This is a genomic window from Dysgonomonas termitidis (assembly GCF_054657735.1).
In genome coordinates this window covers 422752-441554 of record NZ_BAAHYD010000002.1, presented here as the reverse complement: position 1 = coordinate 441554, position 18803 = coordinate 422752, and the positions used below count along the sequence as shown (strand labels likewise).

Annotated in this window: 24 protein-coding genes; 19 read left to right on the top strand and 5 right to left on the bottom strand. The window is 43.9% G+C overall.

Annotated elements, in window-relative coordinates:
- Positions 1 to 32: 32 nt before the first annotated feature.
- The 19 genes from ACYQ3L_RS06065 (at position 33) to ACYQ3L_RS05975 (ending at position 13337) form a co-directional block, all read left to right on the top strand.
- The gene (locus tag ACYQ3L_RS06065; protein ID WP_379997211.1) at positions 33 to 983 is read left to right on the top strand and encodes a hypothetical protein; all 951 of its coding nucleotides are present in this window, start codon (positions 33 to 35) and stop codon (positions 981 to 983) included.
- Between the two features lie 19 nt (positions 984 to 1002).
- Positions 1003 to 4005: an N-6 DNA methylase gene (locus ACYQ3L_RS06060; RefSeq protein ID WP_379997213.1), complete on the top strand. Its 3003-nt coding sequence runs from the start codon at positions 1003 to 1005 to the stop codon at positions 4003 to 4005.
- A 129-nt stretch (positions 4006 to 4134) separates the two neighbouring features.
- Positions 4135 to 4647, top strand: coding sequence for a helix-turn-helix transcriptional regulator (locus ACYQ3L_RS06055; protein ID WP_379997215.1), 513 nt, complete (start codon positions 4135 to 4137; stop codon positions 4645 to 4647).
- Between the two features lie 4 nt (positions 4648 to 4651).
- Positions 4652 to 5293 carry a nucleotidyl transferase AbiEii/AbiGii toxin family protein gene (locus ACYQ3L_RS06050; protein WP_379997217.1) on the top strand — a complete coding sequence of 214 codons (642 nt, stop codon included), beginning with the start codon at positions 4652 to 4654 and terminating at the stop codon, positions 5291 to 5293.
- A 115-nt stretch (positions 5294 to 5408) separates the two neighbouring features.
- Complete coding sequence (locus tag ACYQ3L_RS06045) at positions 5409 to 5585, top strand: histone H1 (RefSeq protein ID WP_379997219.1); 177 nt, start codon at positions 5409 to 5411, stop codon at positions 5583 to 5585.
- A gap of 698 nt (positions 5586 to 6283) precedes the next feature.
- Positions 6284 to 6574: a DUF4326 domain-containing protein gene (locus tag ACYQ3L_RS06040; RefSeq protein ID WP_379997221.1), complete on the top strand. Its 291-nt coding sequence runs from the start codon at positions 6284 to 6286 to the stop codon at positions 6572 to 6574.
- Positions 6575 to 6601: 27 nt separating this feature from the next.
- Positions 6602 to 7093: a hypothetical protein gene (locus ACYQ3L_RS06035; RefSeq protein ID WP_379997223.1), complete on the top strand. Its 492-nt coding sequence runs from the start codon at positions 6602 to 6604 to the stop codon at positions 7091 to 7093.
- An 11-nt stretch (positions 7094 to 7104) separates the two neighbouring features.
- Positions 7105 to 7410 (top strand): hypothetical protein, encoded by a 306-nt coding sequence (locus tag ACYQ3L_RS06030; protein WP_379997225.1) that lies wholly within the window; start codon positions 7105 to 7107, stop codon positions 7408 to 7410.
- A 99-nt stretch (positions 7411 to 7509) separates the two neighbouring features.
- The gene (locus ACYQ3L_RS06025; protein WP_379997227.1) at positions 7510 to 8460 is read left to right on the top strand and encodes a hypothetical protein; all 951 of its coding nucleotides are present in this window, start codon (positions 7510 to 7512) and stop codon (positions 8458 to 8460) included.
- Complete coding sequence (locus tag ACYQ3L_RS06020; protein WP_379997229.1) at positions 8457 to 8690, top strand: hypothetical protein; 234 nt, start codon at positions 8457 to 8459, stop codon at positions 8688 to 8690. The genes ACYQ3L_RS06025 and ACYQ3L_RS06020 overlap by 4 nt, the downstream gene beginning before the upstream one ends.
- A 110-nt stretch (positions 8691 to 8800) precedes the next feature.
- Positions 8801 to 9727, top strand: coding sequence for a DUF932 domain-containing protein (locus ACYQ3L_RS06015; RefSeq protein ID WP_379997231.1), 927 nt, complete (start codon positions 8801 to 8803; stop codon positions 9725 to 9727).
- A 95-nt stretch (positions 9728 to 9822) separates the two neighbouring features.
- Entirely contained in the window at positions 9823 to 10107 is a 285-nt protein-coding gene (locus ACYQ3L_RS06010) for a DUF4120 family protein (protein WP_379997233.1), read from the top strand.
- A gap of 22 nt (positions 10108 to 10129) precedes the next feature.
- Complete coding sequence (locus ACYQ3L_RS06005) at positions 10130 to 10384, top strand: hypothetical protein (protein ID WP_379997235.1); 255 nt, start codon at positions 10130 to 10132, stop codon at positions 10382 to 10384.
- 148 nt (positions 10385 to 10532) lie between these two features.
- Complete coding sequence (locus ACYQ3L_RS06000; RefSeq protein ID WP_379997305.1) at positions 10533 to 10739, top strand: hypothetical protein; 207 nt, start codon at positions 10533 to 10535, stop codon at positions 10737 to 10739.
- Positions 10740 to 10757: 18 nt separating this feature from the next.
- Entirely contained in the window at positions 10758 to 10976 is a 219-nt protein-coding gene (locus tag ACYQ3L_RS05995) for a hypothetical protein (protein ID WP_379997237.1), read from the top strand.
- A gap of 92 nt (positions 10977 to 11068) precedes the next feature.
- Complete coding sequence (locus ACYQ3L_RS05990) at positions 11069 to 12136, top strand: LPD29 domain-containing protein (RefSeq protein WP_379997239.1); 1068 nt, start codon at positions 11069 to 11071, stop codon at positions 12134 to 12136.
- Between the two features lie 32 nt (positions 12137 to 12168).
- The gene (locus ACYQ3L_RS05985; protein ID WP_379997241.1) at positions 12169 to 12327 is read left to right on the top strand and encodes a hypothetical protein; all 159 of its coding nucleotides are present in this window, start codon (positions 12169 to 12171) and stop codon (positions 12325 to 12327) included.
- Positions 12314 to 12859: a fibroblast growth factor gene (locus ACYQ3L_RS05980; RefSeq protein ID WP_379997243.1), complete on the top strand. Its 546-nt coding sequence runs from the start codon at positions 12314 to 12316 to the stop codon at positions 12857 to 12859. Before ACYQ3L_RS05985 ends, ACYQ3L_RS05980 begins: the two co-directional genes overlap by 14 nt.
- 34 nt (positions 12860 to 12893) lie before the next feature.
- Positions 12894 to 13337 carry a hypothetical protein gene (locus tag ACYQ3L_RS05975; RefSeq protein WP_379997245.1) on the top strand — a complete coding sequence of 148 codons (444 nt, stop codon included), beginning with the start codon at positions 12894 to 12896 and terminating at the stop codon, positions 13335 to 13337.
- Here ACYQ3L_RS05975 and ACYQ3L_RS05970 read toward each other — a convergent pair.
- The 5 genes from ACYQ3L_RS05970 to ACYQ3L_RS05950 form a co-directional block, all read right to left on the bottom strand.
- Positions 13283 to 14374 carry a class I SAM-dependent methyltransferase gene (locus tag ACYQ3L_RS05970; RefSeq protein WP_459952363.1) on the bottom strand — a complete coding sequence of 364 codons (1092 nt, stop codon included), beginning with the start codon at positions 14372 to 14374 and terminating at the stop codon, positions 13283 to 13285. The genes ACYQ3L_RS05975 and ACYQ3L_RS05970 overlap by 55 nt on opposite strands.
- A 39-nt stretch (positions 14375 to 14413) precedes the next feature.
- Positions 14414 to 15814 (bottom strand): DUF6047 family protein, encoded by a 1401-nt coding sequence (locus ACYQ3L_RS05965; RefSeq protein WP_379997247.1) that lies wholly within the window; start codon positions 15812 to 15814, stop codon positions 14414 to 14416.
- 218 nt (positions 15815 to 16032) lie between these two features.
- On the bottom strand, positions 16033 to 16425 hold the full coding sequence (locus ACYQ3L_RS05960) for a hypothetical protein (RefSeq protein WP_379997248.1): 393 nt from the start codon (positions 16423 to 16425) through the stop codon (positions 16033 to 16035).
- Positions 16426 to 16560: 135 nt separating this feature from the next.
- Positions 16561 to 17013, bottom strand: a complete 453-nt coding sequence (locus ACYQ3L_RS05955; RefSeq protein WP_379997250.1) for a TraQ conjugal transfer family protein — start codon at positions 17011 to 17013, stop codon at positions 16561 to 16563.
- 44 nt (positions 17014 to 17057) lie between these two features.
- Entirely contained in the window at positions 17058 to 18797 is a 1740-nt protein-coding gene (locus ACYQ3L_RS05950) for an OmpA family protein (protein WP_379997252.1), read from the bottom strand.
- Positions 18798 to 18803: the final 6 nt, after the last annotated feature.

The following is an 18803-nucleotide window of genomic DNA, read 5'->3' as shown; positions in this document are numbered from 1 at the left end:
CAAGCCGGATTAACAAAAAAAGAAAAATAAATATGCTACAGAAAGAAACAAAGCGTAATGCAGCAGAAGGTGCGGAACTGGACCTGCTTTCTTCAATCTACAAAATTCAAATCCGTAACGAGGAGAAAATATCGGATGCAGACCGCATATTCTGCGAAAGGCAACAGGCAAGCCTCTACCGCAGCCTGGATGAAATCGGCCGCTGGTACGGCATCTTTGCCGGGGAAGCCGCCAAATACACGGAAAGCCATAAAGTGACCTACCTGGCCAACGGGAAAGTCAAAATACATGAACCCTACCGCGGTTATGAAACTATCAGGACGGACTATACGGATTTTGAATTCAAGCCGTTTGACGACATCGACAAACTGGCTGAAAAGAACTACAACGCCATACTGGCTTTTGCCAAATCAATCGTCGCCTATTTTAACAACACATATAATGTGTCGGCGCCTTACCCTGAAATAGATAAGGAGAAGCTGCCGGTGGGATTCCGTCCGCTTTATCAAAGCTATGTGGACCAGGTAATCGAACATCTGGGAGGACGCAGCTTCCGGGATACGGCGGAAGATGAACTGATCAGGAGATTCCTTCACGCGGTAAGTCCCGGCCGCTGGAGCAAGGTGAAACCCGAACTGAAGAAAGACAAAATCGTATTTCCCGATGTAATCAGTTTTGACAGTTTCTGGACGGAGAAAAACAAACTGCATTATAACTACCGGAAGGAGCTCGAAGACCTTTGCGCCGGAATAGCCTTCGGCGCGGATAACACGCTGCATGGAGGCACATCCATGATAATCCGGTTCGATGACGATAATGTGGACATCTCAAGCCCATATACTTTGTCAATAAGCAATGCCGAAGAAATGAAATTCTTCAAGAACGGGCGTATCGACGTCAAGTTTAAAGATGCTAAAAAGGCAGACGCCTGTTTCTATAAACTGAAACTGGATACTATTGAATTACAAAATGATGAAGATTAACTTTTAAACAGGAACCACTATGTACCGGATAATTCCCCAACAGATACCGCAGGACAGGCGGGCGGAGATCAATGAAAAGATTTTATTCTGCATCGACACAGGCAAGAATGAGTTGCCGCCTGAAACTATCTACAACTGCTACACAGGCGTCGGCGGGCTGCATAACCTCAAGCAGGAAGATTTTGCCAGCTATCATGAATATTCCCAAGCTAAGAAAGAATTCGAGATGGGACAGTTCTTTACGCCGCACGAGATTTGCAGGGATATGGCAGGATTGATAAAGCCCGGAGAATCGGATATGGTACTCGATATGTGCTGCGGTATGGGGAATTTCTTTAACCATCTGCCGAACCAACATAATATATATGGTTTCGATATCGACGGCAAGGCTGTTTCAGTCGCCCGTTACTTATATCCCGACGCCCATATCGAAAAATGCGACATTGTCCAATACAAGCCGGATAAACGCTTTGATATGATAATTGGAAACCCGCCGTTCAATCTGGAAACAAACCGGCAGCTATCCCAGTTCTATTATATGGGAAAAGCCCATTCCGTCCTGAATCCGGCAGGCATACTGATGATAATCGTCCCCTGCTCTTTCCTGCAAAACGAATTTTGGGAGAAAACAAAAGTCACGGCCGTAAACCGTGATTTTTCTTTTATAGGACAGGCCAAACTGGACGCCAATGCTTTTGCCTCAGTCGGAGTACATAATTTCAATACCAAGGTAATGGTGTTTATGCGTGAATCGCGGCACATTGAAATGACCCCGTACAATGCAGAGGAGTTTCTTTCATGGGAAGAGCTGGGTAAACGGATCGATGCGGCCAAAATACTCAAAGCCAACCTGAAGGTGAACCTGATAAGGGAGATGCATTCGATAAACAGGGAGGAACTGGAGCGATTCGAATATAAGTTAAATAAGTACCTCTTTGAGTTGAAGACGCACAGGCATCTCCAAAAGCACTATGACAAAGCGGTCGCGCTTGTTGCCAAGTTCCACAACCAGCAACCTCCGGCGGATTGCACCAATGAACAGTACAGGGAATGGGAGAGAAATAAACTGACGACAACCAAAGTACTGGGCATCATCCGCAAGTATATCACCAGCCAATATGTAATACCCCGTAAAGAGGTCGCCTTGGTTAAAACAAGTTATGGCTTCAAGTTGAAGCAATATGCTCCCCGCCTGCTGGATGGGATAAAGCACCGTTTTGCCAATATAAACGACCTCGTTCTGGGCAGGGAAAGCCTTCCGGTTCCTCCCGGATATACTCCCGGGATAAGAAAGCAGATAAAAGCAGCCGAAAAACTGATTAGCAGGAAGCAACGGGAATATGAGATTCAGAGCCGTATATTCTCTGAAATGGATACCGATCCCGAAATTCAACACTATCTGGATAACGCGACGTTTATCAATAAGGAACGGGAGGTTTGCCGGTTTACCAATTTACAGAAACATGACCTGAACCTGATCCTCCAGAAAAGGTACTCCCTGCTGAACTGGCAGCAGGGTTCGGGTAAAACGGCGGCGGTATACCATTATGCGAAATGCCTGCTCAAATACCGGAAAGTAAGGAATGCGATCGTGCTGGCCCCGGCAATAGCAACCAATCTCACATGGGAAACATTTTTGAAAGTGAACAGGGAGCGGTATTATACCTTGCGAAGCTATAAGGACTTCAGGAACATCCCCGAAGGAACCTTTCTCGTGGTCAGTATATCCATGCTCGGTAAATTGAAACGGGATTTGAGTAAACTGATAAAACTTCATTCACGGAAATTCTGCCTGATATTCGACGAATCGGATGAGATCACCAACCCGGTATCACAACGAACCAAAGCGGCGCTGAGTATATTCCGAAGGTTGAATTACAAAATACTCGATACGGGAACCACCACCCGGAACCACATCACCGAGTTATACAGCCAGTTTGAGCTGCTGTATAACAACTCCATCAATATGATGTGTTGGTGCGACAGGATCTATCACCAGGATAAAGGCGGGGATATTGTCAGGAAGGTCAATGACTGTTACGGCGAACCTTTTCCTGCATACCAGGGACATAACCTGTTCAAGGTTTGCTTCTGTCCGGGCAAGGCCAGTGTATTCGGTATTGAAAAGCAGAACCAGGATATCTACAATAAAGAGGAATTGTTCGACCTGATCGGAAAAACGATTATCACCCGCAAGTTCAGGGACTTCGCCGGGGAGAAATATGAGGTAAGTACCCATCCGGTAACTCCCGCCGATGGAGAACGGGAGGTTTACCGCGTCATTGTCGAGGAATTCTGCCGGATATGCGAATTATACTATAACAGTACCGGGGACACAAAAAAGGAAGCCGGATTGCGTTTGATGAGGCAAATAAAACTATTGATTAAAGCCTGTTCCGTACCCAACCTGATAGACGGTTACTTCGGCGATCCGTATCCAGGCAAAACAAGATATATCCGGAATATGATAAAGTCGATACCCGGCAAGGTAACTATAGGATGTACTTCTTTGGCCGCTTTGGATATGTACGGGCAATATATATCCGGACAATTTCCCGGCAGGCCCGTATTTATTATCAAGGGGGATGTCACATTCAAAAAACGGCAAAGCATCATTACCGAATTTGAGGATACCCTGAACGGTATCCTTATCTGTACGCAGCAATCGCTGAAGAGTTCGGCGAATATCCCGACCTGCAACGATGTGATACTCGAATCCCTGCAATGGAATATCCCGAAGATGGAACAGTTTTACTTCCGCTTTATCCGGCTCGACTCCAGAGACCGGACGCGGGTGCATTTTGTATCTTACGAAGACTCGATTGAGCAGAACCTGATGGCCCTGGTACTGACAAAGGAACGGCTGAACGAATTTATCAAATCAGGCGAAATAAAAGAACAGTCGGAGATATTCGAGGAGTTCGACATCACCATGTCCGTAATCGAAAGCCTGCTTACCCGCGAACAGGACAGTGAAGGGAAATTCCATATCAGCTGGGGTAGCCAGAGGCTGGTGTGTTAAATAATGGCTACTGAGAAAGGATTAAGCCTGCCCTTTCTATTATAACAGAATCAAAAAAGAAACAAAATAAAGAAAACAGAAGTGTTTATTTTTATTATCTTTGTAACGAAAACGAGTAAATGTATTCTTATGAATCCAATAATAGACCTAATAAAAGGTATCCATCCCGGTATTTATCTTGACCGGGAATTAAAGAAGAGAAAGATGGCCAAAAGCCGCTTTGCCTTATCTATTGATGAATATCCGCAGACTTTAGTAGCAATAACTAAGGGAAAAAGACGGATGAATCCTGAGCTTGCATTAAAGATAGAACAGGCCCTGAATATTGAAGAGGGATTTTTCATGATATTACAGGTGTATCATGATATTGCTCTCTTAAAAAAGAAAAAGTGCAAGGACTATCATCCGGATTTGACAAAGATAAATCCGACCCTGTTCTGGGATACGAGAATAGAAAATATCGACTGGGTAAAAAATAAACGCTCGGTTATCCGGCGGATTTTTGAACGGGGAAACGAGCAGGAAAAAGCAGAAATTTTCCGCTTCTATGGAAAAGACACTATAAATGAGGCTTTGAATTTTTATACCGATATTAAGCCTTCTGTCAGGGATAAGGCAAATAAGTTTCTATCAAAAGTATAAGATTATGCTATACTATAACACGATTACGCCTTTGCTGCTCGCATCGTTAAATAAACTGATGCAGGCCGGTATATTGAAACCGTTCAGGCTGGTCGGCGGCACAGCTTTAAGCTTGCAGCTTGGCCACAGGGAGTCTGTCGATATTGACCTGTTTACGGATTCTGAATACGGCAGTATTGATTTTGAGGCTATAAAGGATTATCTGGACAGGGTATTTCCTTATGTTTCGACATCGGAAATTGATTTGGTCGGATTCGGAAAATCTTACTATATAGGAGAATCCGCTTCTAATTATATTAAGCTGGATTTATACTACACGGATCCTTTTATCCGCCCCGTAAAAGAAGTTGACAATATCCGGCTAACGGATGTCGAGGATATTATAGCGATGAAACTGGATATATTCTCGCGCAACGGTCGGAAAAAAGATTTCTGGGACTTGCATGAGTTATTAAACAGCTACAGCATCGACCGGATGCTTTCATTCTATACGGAACGTTACCCTTATGCCGAAAACGAGCAGGAAGTTATTAATAACCTCACACAGTTCGATTTTGCTGAAAACGATCCGGATCCGGTGTGTCTGAAAGGGAAATACTGGGATTTAATCAAGCTTGATTTTGTTGAAACCATAAATACAAAATAATATTTTCAGGCCATCATCATAGGATATGGCGCTTATTTTTTTCAAAAAGCAGCATGCAAATTTTATGAATACAAGACTTGACATTATCTTTGCGTGAATTTTAAACAAAACAACAATGAAAAATTTAACAGAGAACTTAGCTCAACTATTTGCCGAGTTTGGGAAAGATGCAAGTTCCCAGGTGGAAAGTGGAAACAAAGCAGCCGGACAACGCGCCAGAAAAACATCTTTGGCAATCGAAAAGGCACTGAAAGAATTCCGCAAAGCCTCACTGGATGCATCCAAAAAGTAATCCCCATTCTTATCTGTAGTTGTAAAAGGTTGTTTTTTTATCAAAATAACCTTTTTTATTTGATAACAATTATCCCAAAAAGGGCATTCATAAATAAAAACAGGAGGTTGCCGCTCCTCACTGTAAACTACTTTTCTTCCGGACAACATTATAAATTCCTTTTATTCCTGTCTGTATCACCTCGTAGCCGTCCAATTTCTCATAGATTGCCCCTAAAGTTTTACAACCATAATGTTTGGCTTAATAGTTCTCCTCATTTTCCGCCAGTATTCAAAATCGATCCAACCCTGTTTCCGGTAGGATGAAAACAACTCCCGCAGCTGTCCTGTCGTCAAATGTTTTATATCATAAAAACGCTCTGTCATTCCTTGTGTTTTTTCTTGCTGTAAAGGTAAGGAAAAATAGAAAAATAAGAGATAGCCCATTCATAATTATAGGTTCCCCCTTTTGATGGATAAACGGGAAAAAGGGGAAGATGTAAAAGACCGCCGTTTTCAGTCCCACAGGCAAAGGTAGCCTGCGTGTCCTTAACGGCGGAGCAAGGCCGGAGCCGCTAAAGCGGTTTCCGGGAAAAATCATCCTCGCTACGCTCCGGTATTTTTCCGGAAAGCCCTGCACCGCCTGGACCCGCGCCCTTTAAAGCCTGTGGACTGAAAAACGACGGTTTCCACATGAGTATTCATTAAAAAAGGCATGATATGAAAAAAACAACAGTAGTGAATATACGGCAGAATGAATATGACGTATATATCGGCAGGGCGGGAAAAGGGCAAGACGGATATTTCGGCAATCCGTTTCCGTTAGAAGATAAGTCAGCCAGAGGTTCGACACTTGAAAAGTATAAGGAATATTTCCATAAGCGTATTCAGGCAGATCCGCAGTTCAGGGAAAAAGTTCACGCCCTTAAAGGGAAAAGATTGGGCTGTTTCTGTAAGCCGCATCCCTGTCATGGAGATATTATTGCCGGATACCTGGAATCGCTTTCATAATAAGTGTAATCATAAACTATCTGGATTATGAATCTATCCGAAGCGAAAGTAGTGGTAACTACACAGAAAGAAACAGATAACGGCAGTCACGCCGGCGATTGGTTCCTGTTATCCGATTACGGGGATATGGGTGAATTCTTTGGCGCGTACTGTTCGTATTTCCCGGAAGAGAACAATCCGGTGTTCAGGTATCCGGCATGGGAAAATATTCCGGATATATTGATAAATGAAGAATGGTTCTGCCCGAATTTCTTTGAGATAAGGGACGCGCTGGAACGCCTGGATGAATCGGAAACAGATCATTTCCTTGCCTGGTGCAGTTATCACGGGCATGATATAGCTGTGGACGATCCTCACCTGCTGGTTACGAATTACCGGGACAACCACACATCCTGTCCTGAATTTGACTATGACATGATAGAAATACCGGATGATACTTCTGATTATCAAATATTTAACAGCAGCTTCTTTGATATTGAACGCAATTCGTTTGAAATATTCAATGATAATTACGATTAACAAATACAGCCATGCAGATAGAATTCTTAGGGCCGGTTTACCCTACAAGCCGGAAAGCGGTGAACGCGTTTACGGATATACTGAATATGATACTCCTGTCGGATAACATTGTGGAGTTTAACAGGAACCTGTTGCAAAGGAACCGATCCGGCAGGTTATCCGCCCATTTCTCCTGGTCGTTTGCAAACTATACATTCAGTTTATGGCAGCGGGTAGGTTCCGGTTCGGATATATGCTTCGGGCATAAGCTGATTGAATTGCACTATGTGACGCTGGTATGCAAAGACCGGCGAAGGGCAAATATAACGACTCATTAATAACACATAAAAGGATGTCGAATAAAGGAAATAAACACGGAAGAGTGACCGCAAGGCTGCTCTTCTCTCATTTTACAACACTTAAAAAGATAAAAAACAATGGATACGAAAAAAGAAATCGATATGGATATGGTAACCGGATTAATGGATGAAAGCTATTCACTGGCCTATGTCGGTTATGACGAAAACCTTAATAAAAAAACCGCTGCCATTGCAAAATGCCTCGAGGCAAAAAACGGCGACGCGCTTTTGGAAGATGTGGAGGAATGGTATTTCCCGCAAATGGAAGAATCGGTATCGGATATTATGGAAGGCCTCAAAAAGGACCTGGCTGACCTGGGCTATAAGAAATGGGAAGCCGAAAAATTCTTTGAGGAGAACGTAGAAGGGATCAAAGAGGCTATCTACAGCCGGGACGACTCGAATCCGCTAAAAGACCTCCTGGGGAATACAGGTAAAATACCTGTCCGTGCAGAGCTGTTATCCAATTACGATTGCATCAACTCGCACCGGCTGGAATCATCCGGCGGGTACAGCTACGAGGAATCCTACTTCGGGGATATGGTCGATGCCCTGAACCTTAACCCGGCGAAAGTGAAAGAAGTATTAACAGGGCGCGGAGAGAAAACGACCGGCAAATTTCCTGACAAATGTTCAAGAAACGGAAAAGAGCAGGTTTCCTATGAACAGTTTTATATAGAGCTGGAAAATTCCTGCTGCGGGGCGAACCTGCTGACCTATGCCGCGACAATAGATTTGCAAAAACTATATGAAGCGGATTTCAACCTGCCGGGAATCATAATACCCAAAGGCAATGCCTGCGGCCTGTTCAGCTCCATGCAGGGAGGCGGCAGCCTGATGGAAATGGAATTGCGGGACGATGTGAAATTACACCTCGCCTCAGGCGGATATCCCCGTTTCCGGCTAAGGGTGGAAGAGGACGGTAAAGGCTATGATTATTCCATCAGGCAGGTGTATGGGGTCATTGACTCATTCTATGGTAAGCCCCTGGACATTATTAATCAACCTCAGATACCTCAAACAGTATGAAACAATATGAAGTAAAAACAAGGTTCGTCTTTGAAGGGATATTCCGGGTGAACGCGGAGAATCGGGAAAAGGCACGCGAAAATGTTGAAAAACACTGCGGCCTGGTAATGGGTGGTAATATTCATACAACCCTGGACGAAAAAGACGTTGACTGGGATTTTGGCATTCATCCGGAAACGGAAATAGCAGGTGTAAAGCGAATCGGGAAGAAAAATAACCAACTCAAATAAATAAAATATTTCATAAATGTTTTAGCATCCTGTAACGGTTCCGGTTAAACTTCCTCAAACAATAAAGAGAATATATAAATCATTTTTTAACAATCTTAAAAATTACAATTATGAACGAATTAATGACAAGAAAGGAAACATTCGATTTCCAGACAAACAAAGTAGAGATCATGGATCTGCCGACACTGAAGCGTACCCACATGGAAGATGATTACGAAGGCAATCCCCTTCGCGGACTCTATCATTTCCAAGCAATTGAAAATGTAATCGGCATCTGTGATAAGTACAACCTTAATTATGATGTCGAAGAAATATTTGCGGCGCATAACAACAGCAAGCATCTTCCGGGCGTTACCGTTTTGAAGAAAGAGGAAATTGCCCACGGGGAGAAATCGGTAGTCGCCCATATCCTGAGGCGGATATTTACCACCATCCGGATCAATGATTATGAGACTGACGAATTAACTACCACAATTGTATTGACTTACCATCAGGACGGTATCCAGGCTGCAATCGGACCATGTGTAAAGGCTTGCCATAACCAATGTATCCTGAGCGCCGAACGTATCGTTTCGAATTATGGAAAAAATAAGGTTGGCACGGAAGAGTTATTCAGGACGGTAGACGGGTGGCTGAGCCAATTTGAAACCCAGATGACCGAAGACCGTGAGCGGATAAGGCGTTTGAAAGGGACAAGCATCAACCAGCGGGAAGTATATACCTATATCGGTTTGCTTACAGCCCTGCGTGTAGCCCATGACAGTCCGGATGAAACACTTTCGGCCGGAGTGGAAAACTACCCGTTGAATCAATCGCAAATCTCAGCGTTTACAGAAGATGTGCTTAAAAAGATGAAGGGACGCGATACCATTTCGGCATGGGAGCTTTACAATATAGCGACAGAATATTACAAGCCGGAAAAGACCTCGATCCCATCCCTGGTACATCAGAACGTCGCGTTCGTATCAGCGCTCGACAGCTTCTGTCAGTTTAAGGATAAAGAAGTGATAGATGTGGAGGCTGTATTAGTTTCCTGACAATAAGTATTGAAGGGAGCCTTCCGGCCACTCGTGACGGAAGGTTCCCTTCTTATTTATAGCAATATGAACTTAAAAAAATAAAGACACGAATTATGGAAATCAAATGCGAAGCAAGATATGCAGAAGCAGTGGCTTATGCGGAGAAAACCGGAGATAAAACATTGCAGGATTGTTTAGACAGGCTCAGGCAATGGGAGATAAACCAAAAATGCGTGATTACACTCTGTTATGATCACGCACCCCTGTCATTTTACTTTGAAATGAACGACCAATCCGGCAGGCGGGTGATGAACGGAGGATTGCTCTATCATGGAAACCCGGATGAATCCCGGGCGGTTACATTCGATCCTGCAAAAGGCTGGCAAATACATACTTAACCCCATCATTTAAACGACAGTTATGACAAGCGACGAATTGGTCACTACATTCAATATTCCGGCAGATAAGAAGAAAACTTTCTTTTTTAATAAGGAAACAGATCATCCGGAAGCGGAAGCAAAAAAGTTTTGCAAAAAGAACCGGATGAAATTTCTCGGCATCCGGGAGATGGAGCCTTATACCCTCCACACATGGCAGCATTATAAAACGGTTGCCTTCGATGCAGAGTGTGATGAGAAAAGCTGCCGGTTCTTTTACGGGTTCGGTAAATTTTAAATAATCGCATTCAAGCCGGGAAGCCATAAATGTATTTACGGATATCCTGACCATTGAAGTATAACAAGCCATTAACCCATTGATATGAAACCTGAAAACAGGGATAAGGAAGATTATACATATAAAACAACTTAAATAAAATACAATGATGACAGAATCAATTATTTCCGCTATCTGCAACTCATGCGGCTGTGATAACGGACAGGCGCAGGAGTACCTTGATGATGAGACCGGCAACCTCCGGGAGTTAAGGGATCTGGGTGATCTGAGGTACAGCGATATGGAAACAGCGTGCGATAACCTTGGACTGGAACGCGACTACATAGCGTATTTTATCAACGCCTTAGCGTCTTAACCCTAAATTAAAATAGCCATGAGTTTTTTCAAAGATATAGATACCCGTTGGAAAGGCAAAAGAATCAGGATAAAGAAAGGACATCAGAGAGCCGGAGAAACGGCCGTTTTTTCACACACCCTCAATGGGTATGACGGATTCGGGCTGGTATTCAAAAGCGACGAAGGCAAGTCCGGTATCTTCATCCGGTCACGGGAATTGGACTTGATTGAAATCATTAAAAACGAATTACCATGAACCGAAGCCTGATTATTGTCAAATCACCAAAGTCCATGATAATAAAAACCATGCAGGTCCCATCTATCAATTGAAAACAAAATTATTATCATATGAAATATTTTACAACTATAAGCAGCCTTGCGGAACTGAAAAAGCAGTACCGGAAACTTGCGATCGAAAACCATCCTGATAAGGGCGGCACAACGGAAGCAATGCAACAGATAAACCTGGAATTTGAGAAGCTGTTTGCCGTATGGAAAAACGACACGGGTACCACAGATACAGCCACAGGCTACGAAAGCGATTATGCGGAAGCATCGGCAAAAGAATATACCGATTATGTCTATAATGAGTACCGCTACCGGGGAAGCAACTATAAAGGTCAATCCCCGGAAGAAGTCGTGGATATATTGCATATATGGCTGAAAGAAACTTACCCGCGATATAAGTTCTCCGTAACCAGAAAGCATTATGATTCAATCGGTATTTATTTGATAAGGGCTGACTTTGAAGCATTCTTCAAAGAATCCGCCTGCAAATGCTCAAAGCAGCTTAACCATTACCATATAGAAAAAGATAAGGACCTGACAGATCGCGCCCGTGAGGTAATGGACAATGTATATCGCTTTGTTAATTCATATAATTTTGATGATAGCGACGCTATGACGGATTATTTCCATTGCAACTTCTACCTGAACATGGGTATCGGCACCTGGGAAAAACCATATAAGATAGAGATACCAAAGCTGCAAGCGAAGAAAGGAACATTACCTCCGGTGTTCAAACATCCCGAAGGGGCAACCCATAAAGCGATCAGGCAGGCGCTCGGGAAAGCACGCTTCAGCTATATTGAAAGTAAAAAATACAGTGGAATGTTGATACTTGGGGAAGACCATTACAGCGATGGTGGCGAACATCATTTCTGGGGGCTTAACTATTCAAGCGGGAAAATGGCCCGGAAAAGGATAGACAAACTCCAGGCTGCGGGTATCATTTGTAAAACAACAGGCTGGAATGGCGGATACATCCGGTTTACCGGTTATACACCCGAAACGGAAGCGCTGCTCGAAAAGGAAAGGCAGGAGTGGATTGAAGCGAAGAAAGCCTGGGATCTGGAACACGGGAATGAAGAAAATATGGAAGCGGAGGGAGCCTCAAGGCTCTCTTCTTATTTATAGCGGTATGAACTGATAAACAAGTCATAAAAACTATGATACAGCAGGATAAAGACACGCCGGATATAATCGACCGCCTTCTGTCCGGATTCGATGCGCCGGAGTTCTTATCTTTCGTCCGGTCCCTTCTTGAATATAAGCCGGCAGCAAAAGTAAAAGTCAAATGTAAAAAATACCAAAATGAAAAAGCATAAGCAGGAGGATGTCAGCGACTGGATGGAAGAAGCCAGGGAACTGGCTAAAGCTGAACGGGAACTCCAAATTGACAAATGGGTAATTATATCCATCGAATACCGGAAGAAAGGCGGTGAGCGCATAGTCCTTCACCGCTACGACCTCCCAAAGGATCTCCATGAGAAATACGGATGGGTCATCCGGTGGAGGAAGGCCAGGTGCCAATGCCTGTACCCTCGTGAGTCAATAGAGCTTTACCATTCCTATTATGATAAAAGAACGGGAATGAATACGGGTTTCAATTCGTGCCTGTCAAAGCTGGCAGCATCCAAAGCCCGGATTACAATAGCAAAGAAACGGGAACAGGAATACCTCTGTTTTCAAAAGCAGAATAATCTCTTTTTTGATGAGAATACCGACGAAGACCTGATTAAATTCAGGGAAAAGCTCAAAAAGAAAGAAGAGAACTACAATCTGCTTTATCAAAGCATCCGGCATGCGGCGCAGAGGCATATTTCCGGGCAGAAGAATAAAGAATCAGCCTTGCCGTAAGGCGGCTATGTTTAATTAAAAAAACTAAAAAACGATGGAACTTTCATCAAAACCGACAAAACACATACTGGTAAAGGCTAATTGCCAAAGCGAGTGGGATTGCTGCGACTTTGCCGTCATCACCTGTGACGATTCCTGGAAAAAAGGACTCAGGAAAAAACTGGACGCTATCGGGGCATTCAATGCTCCGGACAGTTTCATCTCTTTCAGATTCTATGATAGCAGCGTGGAATTTTACCAATCGAAAGATGACGAAGCTGAATTATTATCAGGAGAAAAGGAATGGGAATTTGTTACGCTTAACGAGGATGAAGAAGAATCATTCGAAAAACCTGAAACCCGGCTGGAACAGGGGTTGCTGGTCCTGTACAAAGACGGCAGCGGATTTTACAAGGCTTACGGTAAATATACAGGCGAAGAATTCTATACGGCTATATTTCCTATAGGTAAAATATTGGATAGTATGGAAAATAAGTGAACTCGTGAAAAATAAGAAATCCGAAACTTATTGGAAAGGCCGGATTTCTTGTTTATTCTATTATCACAGATAATACTATTCGTCCTTATCTGCCATAACCGTATAAAAGACATTGGCAAGGATTTCACAATCGCAGGATCCGCCTTCTTCCCTGAGTCCGGACAGGATTTCCGCATGATTTTCGTAGACAATATTATCCGTAAGCCAATTTTCCGTATAGCGTAAGTATTGTTACACTCTTTGCCGGATAGTTTTTCAACCGGGTGATCCGGGAAGGAATCCTGTTGTTTCTTATCCAGGACAGTAGCATAAACGGAATTGCCGGAGATAAGCGGAGTCCTGCGCATAACAAAATAGACATAAGCAAAACAGTCCTTATATGTCAGGTAAAATTCCTGTTCTTCCTCTATAGCGGAAGCAAACTGTTTGCCCATCCCCTTTTTCATTGAATCGAAATAACCGTACCAGCATTCATCCGGCAGGGTAAAACGAGTATGCAGCCTGTAGCCTGCTTCTTTTATCCGGGCAAGGTGATAGTCTATACTTTCCAACTCCCGGTTATGAAAGGCATTGTCAAAATAATCATACACTTCACCGGGAAGCTCTTTATCTGTCAGCAGGCATAATTCAGACATAGCCAGGTAACCTCCGGGCCTGATATATTTTCTCCACAGGGACAGGCGTTTACCAAAATCCAATTCTTCAAAGGCGCCTTCGGATAGGAGTAGATCCAGGCTTTCTTCCGTAAAAGGCAAATCGGTATATGAGGACAAATGTGTTTTTATCCTGTCCCCGATACGACTCCCTTTTGCTTTGGCCCGGATAGATGGAAAGAACAATCCGTTCCTATCGACAGCTGTAACGGTTCCTTTCCTGTATGTCCCGGCCAGCAACAAGGCTTGCTCTCCCGTACCGCAAACAATATTCGCGATCTGCGGCTCGGGATTCTTTAATTTTATCTGCTGCAATACCTTGGTGGTAAAGGTATCGCTCCCCGGGCAATGCCGGATTGCAGGATATTGGTTCGCAGGATTCATAAGCATTGTAAAATTACAATTATTATTTGATTCGCATATTCATAATCCACGCCCTTTTTTATTTTGAGGCGGCTTATGGACTACCGGTTTCTTATTTTCGACAGAAGGCATGTTAGACTTCCTGATGTCCGGATAATCACGTTTCAATATCTCATTGGCTTTATCCCGCATCGCGCCTAATACCTTATACTCATGTATATGCCCTGAAAAATCCAATGCCTTACCGGCCAACTCCCTGAAATCATCTTTATATCTAAAGCCGGGCATCTGATCGATACCCAAAATGCCATGGCCCGCAAGGCCGGAAAGACTTGTGAAATAATAAAATTCCATGGAGGCTATTTCTTTCAAGACACTGATATTACAGGTATCCCCATCCAATTTCACGGGTAAATGTTTTCCATCCCAGATATTGTTTATCAAACCGTCTGCCGCATATGGTTCCGCGTTCCAACTGAATTTCGCTTCCTGCAGGCTGTATTGCAATACACTTTTATCCAAAAAGAAGCTCCGGTCAGGTGGAAACCCGGCCTGCTGTACCATCGGGAACCTGATGGCTAGATCACTCATCCCCCTTAAAACGCCGCTGTCACATTCCAGATAATGGAGATTAAAAATGGTATGATCGCATACCGGATTATAAAAATTATCCAGATATGTTTCCAGATTCTTTTGAAACAGTTCCTTTCCTTCCGCTGTTCTGGAAAATAACAGTACGCCATTATCCGTTTCAATGGCATTATAACAGCCCGGTCCATCCTTTCTCAGATGGTCATACTCTCCATACCGTCTCTCTTTGAGCGGTATTGCCGCCTCTTTCCGGATATCCGGATAATCGCGTTTCAGTATACCGGAAGCCAGCTCCTTTATATCCTGCATAAGTTTATTTGCCGTGGCGCCGGAACACCCTTCCATTTTCTTTACCAACTCCAGAAATTCTTTTTCGTATTTGAAGTCCGGCATTGCTCCGTTCAACAGAACCCTGTTATATGAAATCCCGTCGACTATTTCCTGCAACGTACTTATATGGAAGGTATCCCCCCTGACGGGAATATGTACGCCGTCAACATGATTCGTGATCCGTTGTATTTGTTCCGGGTTTGGCTCCCAGCCGTTTATCTTTATACCGATGCTGTCTTGCAGGACACCCGTATCCGTAAAACATTCGTCTTTGAGCGGAAATTGTAACGGCAGATGCTTATCAGGAAACTTCAGGGGGATATCGCATTTCTCCCGCAGTGAAGGATTATCCGATTCGATATAGTGGATATTGAAGTAAGTATTGTTGCATAAGGGATTGTACAGGTTGTCCATAAATAAAGCCATACAGTCGTGAAACAGCCTGGAACCTCCTTTTGTTCTGGAGAACAGCAATACGCCCTTATCTGTTTCAATAGCGTTATAGCCGTCATACCCGTTTTTCGGATTCTCAACCGACATAGATAATTAATTTAAAGTTTTTTGAATAACGGATCTCAATGTAAAAACTTATTTTCCCTTAAACCGCATTGGACCCGCAATATAAATATTGGTATTTGTATATCATCCGGTTAATTACTGTATAGACAGTGGGCAGCCGGGCAAAAATAAACAAATGTATTTTTGCCCGGCACCTGATTTCCTCCCCGAATTGTAGATGTGCGGTAAGGAAACCCGTATTACCATCTGGTGTTATGATGCACATTCAACCGGGCTATCTTTTCCAGCTTCTTCCAATAGATACTCCAATATTCATTATCTTTATCCGGCTGGTTCATCGGATTGGTACTGTCGTTATAAAGCCAGAAGCGATGGATATTGCCTTGTTCATCCCTGTTGACAGCGCTCTCGTCATATTCCGTTATTTCTTGGATAAAACGGTTTGTTAAGCCGAAGAACAAAGAGAACAGGGGCAGTTCCCTGCTGTTTCCTTTCAGTGTACGGGCATCTGTCGATGTTTCTGTCGTATTGAAGCCCAACGGTTTATATTCCCTGTTGAAAGCCATCCATTCCCCTTTTTCATTTCTTGCCAAACCATACGGCAGGTTTATTCTAAAAAAATCTGATAACATAATTTTTTAAATTTTGATTTTTAATATATTCTCATTCTATTTCTTCGTTCCACAGTTCTACATCCGTTTTCGCAGTCGCCAGTGAATAAATTATAAATACCCAATTGAGGATATACGATACGATCATCATTGTCATCATGGCTGTTCCTCCTCCGAATTGTCATTATTAAAACTGAAACTGAGCATGAAGCTGTTGCCTTCCGAACTAAAAAAGTATATGTCGATGACAGCCTGTTCTTCCGACTGTGAGGTATAGTACAGGCGGAATGTATCTTCTTTCAATTCATACAGGTCATTCGGCAGGAAAGGCTCACTGTTTCCCATCCTTAAAAGGCCGCGGCCTCCTGTCTGGAAATATCTCATTACATACCCGGTATCCTTATAATATCCGGCCTGCTCCAATTGGCAGCGGATTTCAATGGTCTCACCTTTCTTTATCTTTTTCGGTACAGGCAGGTGAGTAACCTTGAATTCATAATCCTGTACAATATCAAGATTGCCGCTACAGGCACAGGCCAGCAGCATTATCGCCGCCAGCCAGATTATAAGCGCACAGGCGCGTTTTATTTTCGTTAGCATATTTTTCATTGCTGTTCTTTTATATTTTAGTTATTACTTTATATTGTCAAAAATTATTTATTTATCCTTACTTCCAGCCTGCGGTTCCTGCTGCGGCTTTCTTCACTGTTATCCGGGCTGACAGGCTCAGTGTCGCCTTTACTGGATGTACTGATATGCAAGGATGATATGCCTTTGCTGATCAGGTAGTCCTTTGCCATGTCCGCTCGCTTTTGTCCAGCACGGAAGTTGCCTTCCCTTGTTCCTATATTACAGGTATGCCCGGTGATTTCGATATGCGCCTGTGGGTTTGCCTGCAATAAGCTGATATATCCGTCCAGTATGGCTTTTTGCTCAGGCGACATAATAGTTTGCCCCAGCTTGTAACCGCCTATGGTTATTATGGATGGCAGGTTCGGACCGCAATCACACCCTTTTGTACCTGTTTGTTCCCCCGTCCCCTTTATTTCTACCGTTGTATCAGTGATAACAGTACCTGTCGGGGAGAGTATGGAATCGTTTTGGGTATTGCCAACTGTTTCTTCCGTATCTTTTACTGCTATGATTGTGGCAGGTGTAATAGATTCGACGGGTTTGTCTGCTGTTGCGGAATCTTTTTCCGGAATCGGTGTTTGCTGTTGTTCCTTTTCCTGCTCCTTCTTTCGTTCCTGCATCCGTATCCGGATTGGTTCCGCAGGCCTGTCTTTTGTTCCGGTATCCGTATTTCCTGCCGGATAACCATATATATCGTCCCATCCGCCGGAATACCGCATTTCCCTGTACCTCCGCCTTTCGGCCAGCAGGTCGCCGCTACCGATGGCAAAGGCCAGCTTCAGCTTTATGCCTATGGCCAGTGGCGATACTTTCTCCATAAAGGACAATCTATTGTCATGGGCTCCATATACAGAGGTTGGTAAGCCGTTTATATGAGGCTCTGCCGGATTTTCATAATTATACCCGACAAACCTCTCCTTAGCGTATCCCCGGACAACATTATTCAAGCCATAGTCTATATAGACACCCGTATATAAGTCTGTACCAATGCCGATATTCCATTTTATACCTGCTTCCAGTGTCCCGGTATAGGATAATCCCATCTTCAACGGCTTCTCCATTGTCCTTACGGGAAAAGTGCCGAAGCCCAAATCATCCTGCCAGATTTCTTCCTGATAATAATCCGTATAGTATCCGGAAGTGGTAACTGTACCGCCGCTTGCCGTGTACCTGCCGTAAACCGGAATGCCCAGCTTAAAGCCCAGCGAGGCATAGTACCTGTTATCCTTTCCCATGCGGTATATCAGGGAAATAGGGATATTCAGCAGCCCGCTACGCTGGTATTCCTTATAGTGGTCTACCAGCGAACGGTATTCGATGGGATTGCTGTCCGCGTCATGGGTTGCATAGGAAGTCTTTACGTTCCGGATGCTTATGTTCCCTCGGTAGAAGGCATATTCCAGTCCCGTGGAAACACCCCAGTTACGGCTTATGTAACGTGTATAGCCGATACCGAAGGCATATCCCGTGCCTGTTTGAGCCTTTCCGATATTGGGACGGTAGCTTAATGCGGACAATCCGCCTGCCATCCACAGGTTCAGCTCATGGGGGACATAAGCACCCTCCAGGTACCGGGCTAATAAAAGGCTGTCGCTTATTACCGCTTCCGTATCGTTCCATTCCTGGTTCTCCCCTGTCTGGGCGCAGGCTGTCTGGAATCCCATCAGGCAGGCCAGCAACAGCGGATACAGCCTGTGCAGGCATATTTTAGGTATCTTGGGCTGTCCTGTCCGTTTTTCTCTATCTTTTATATTCTTCATTTCTTT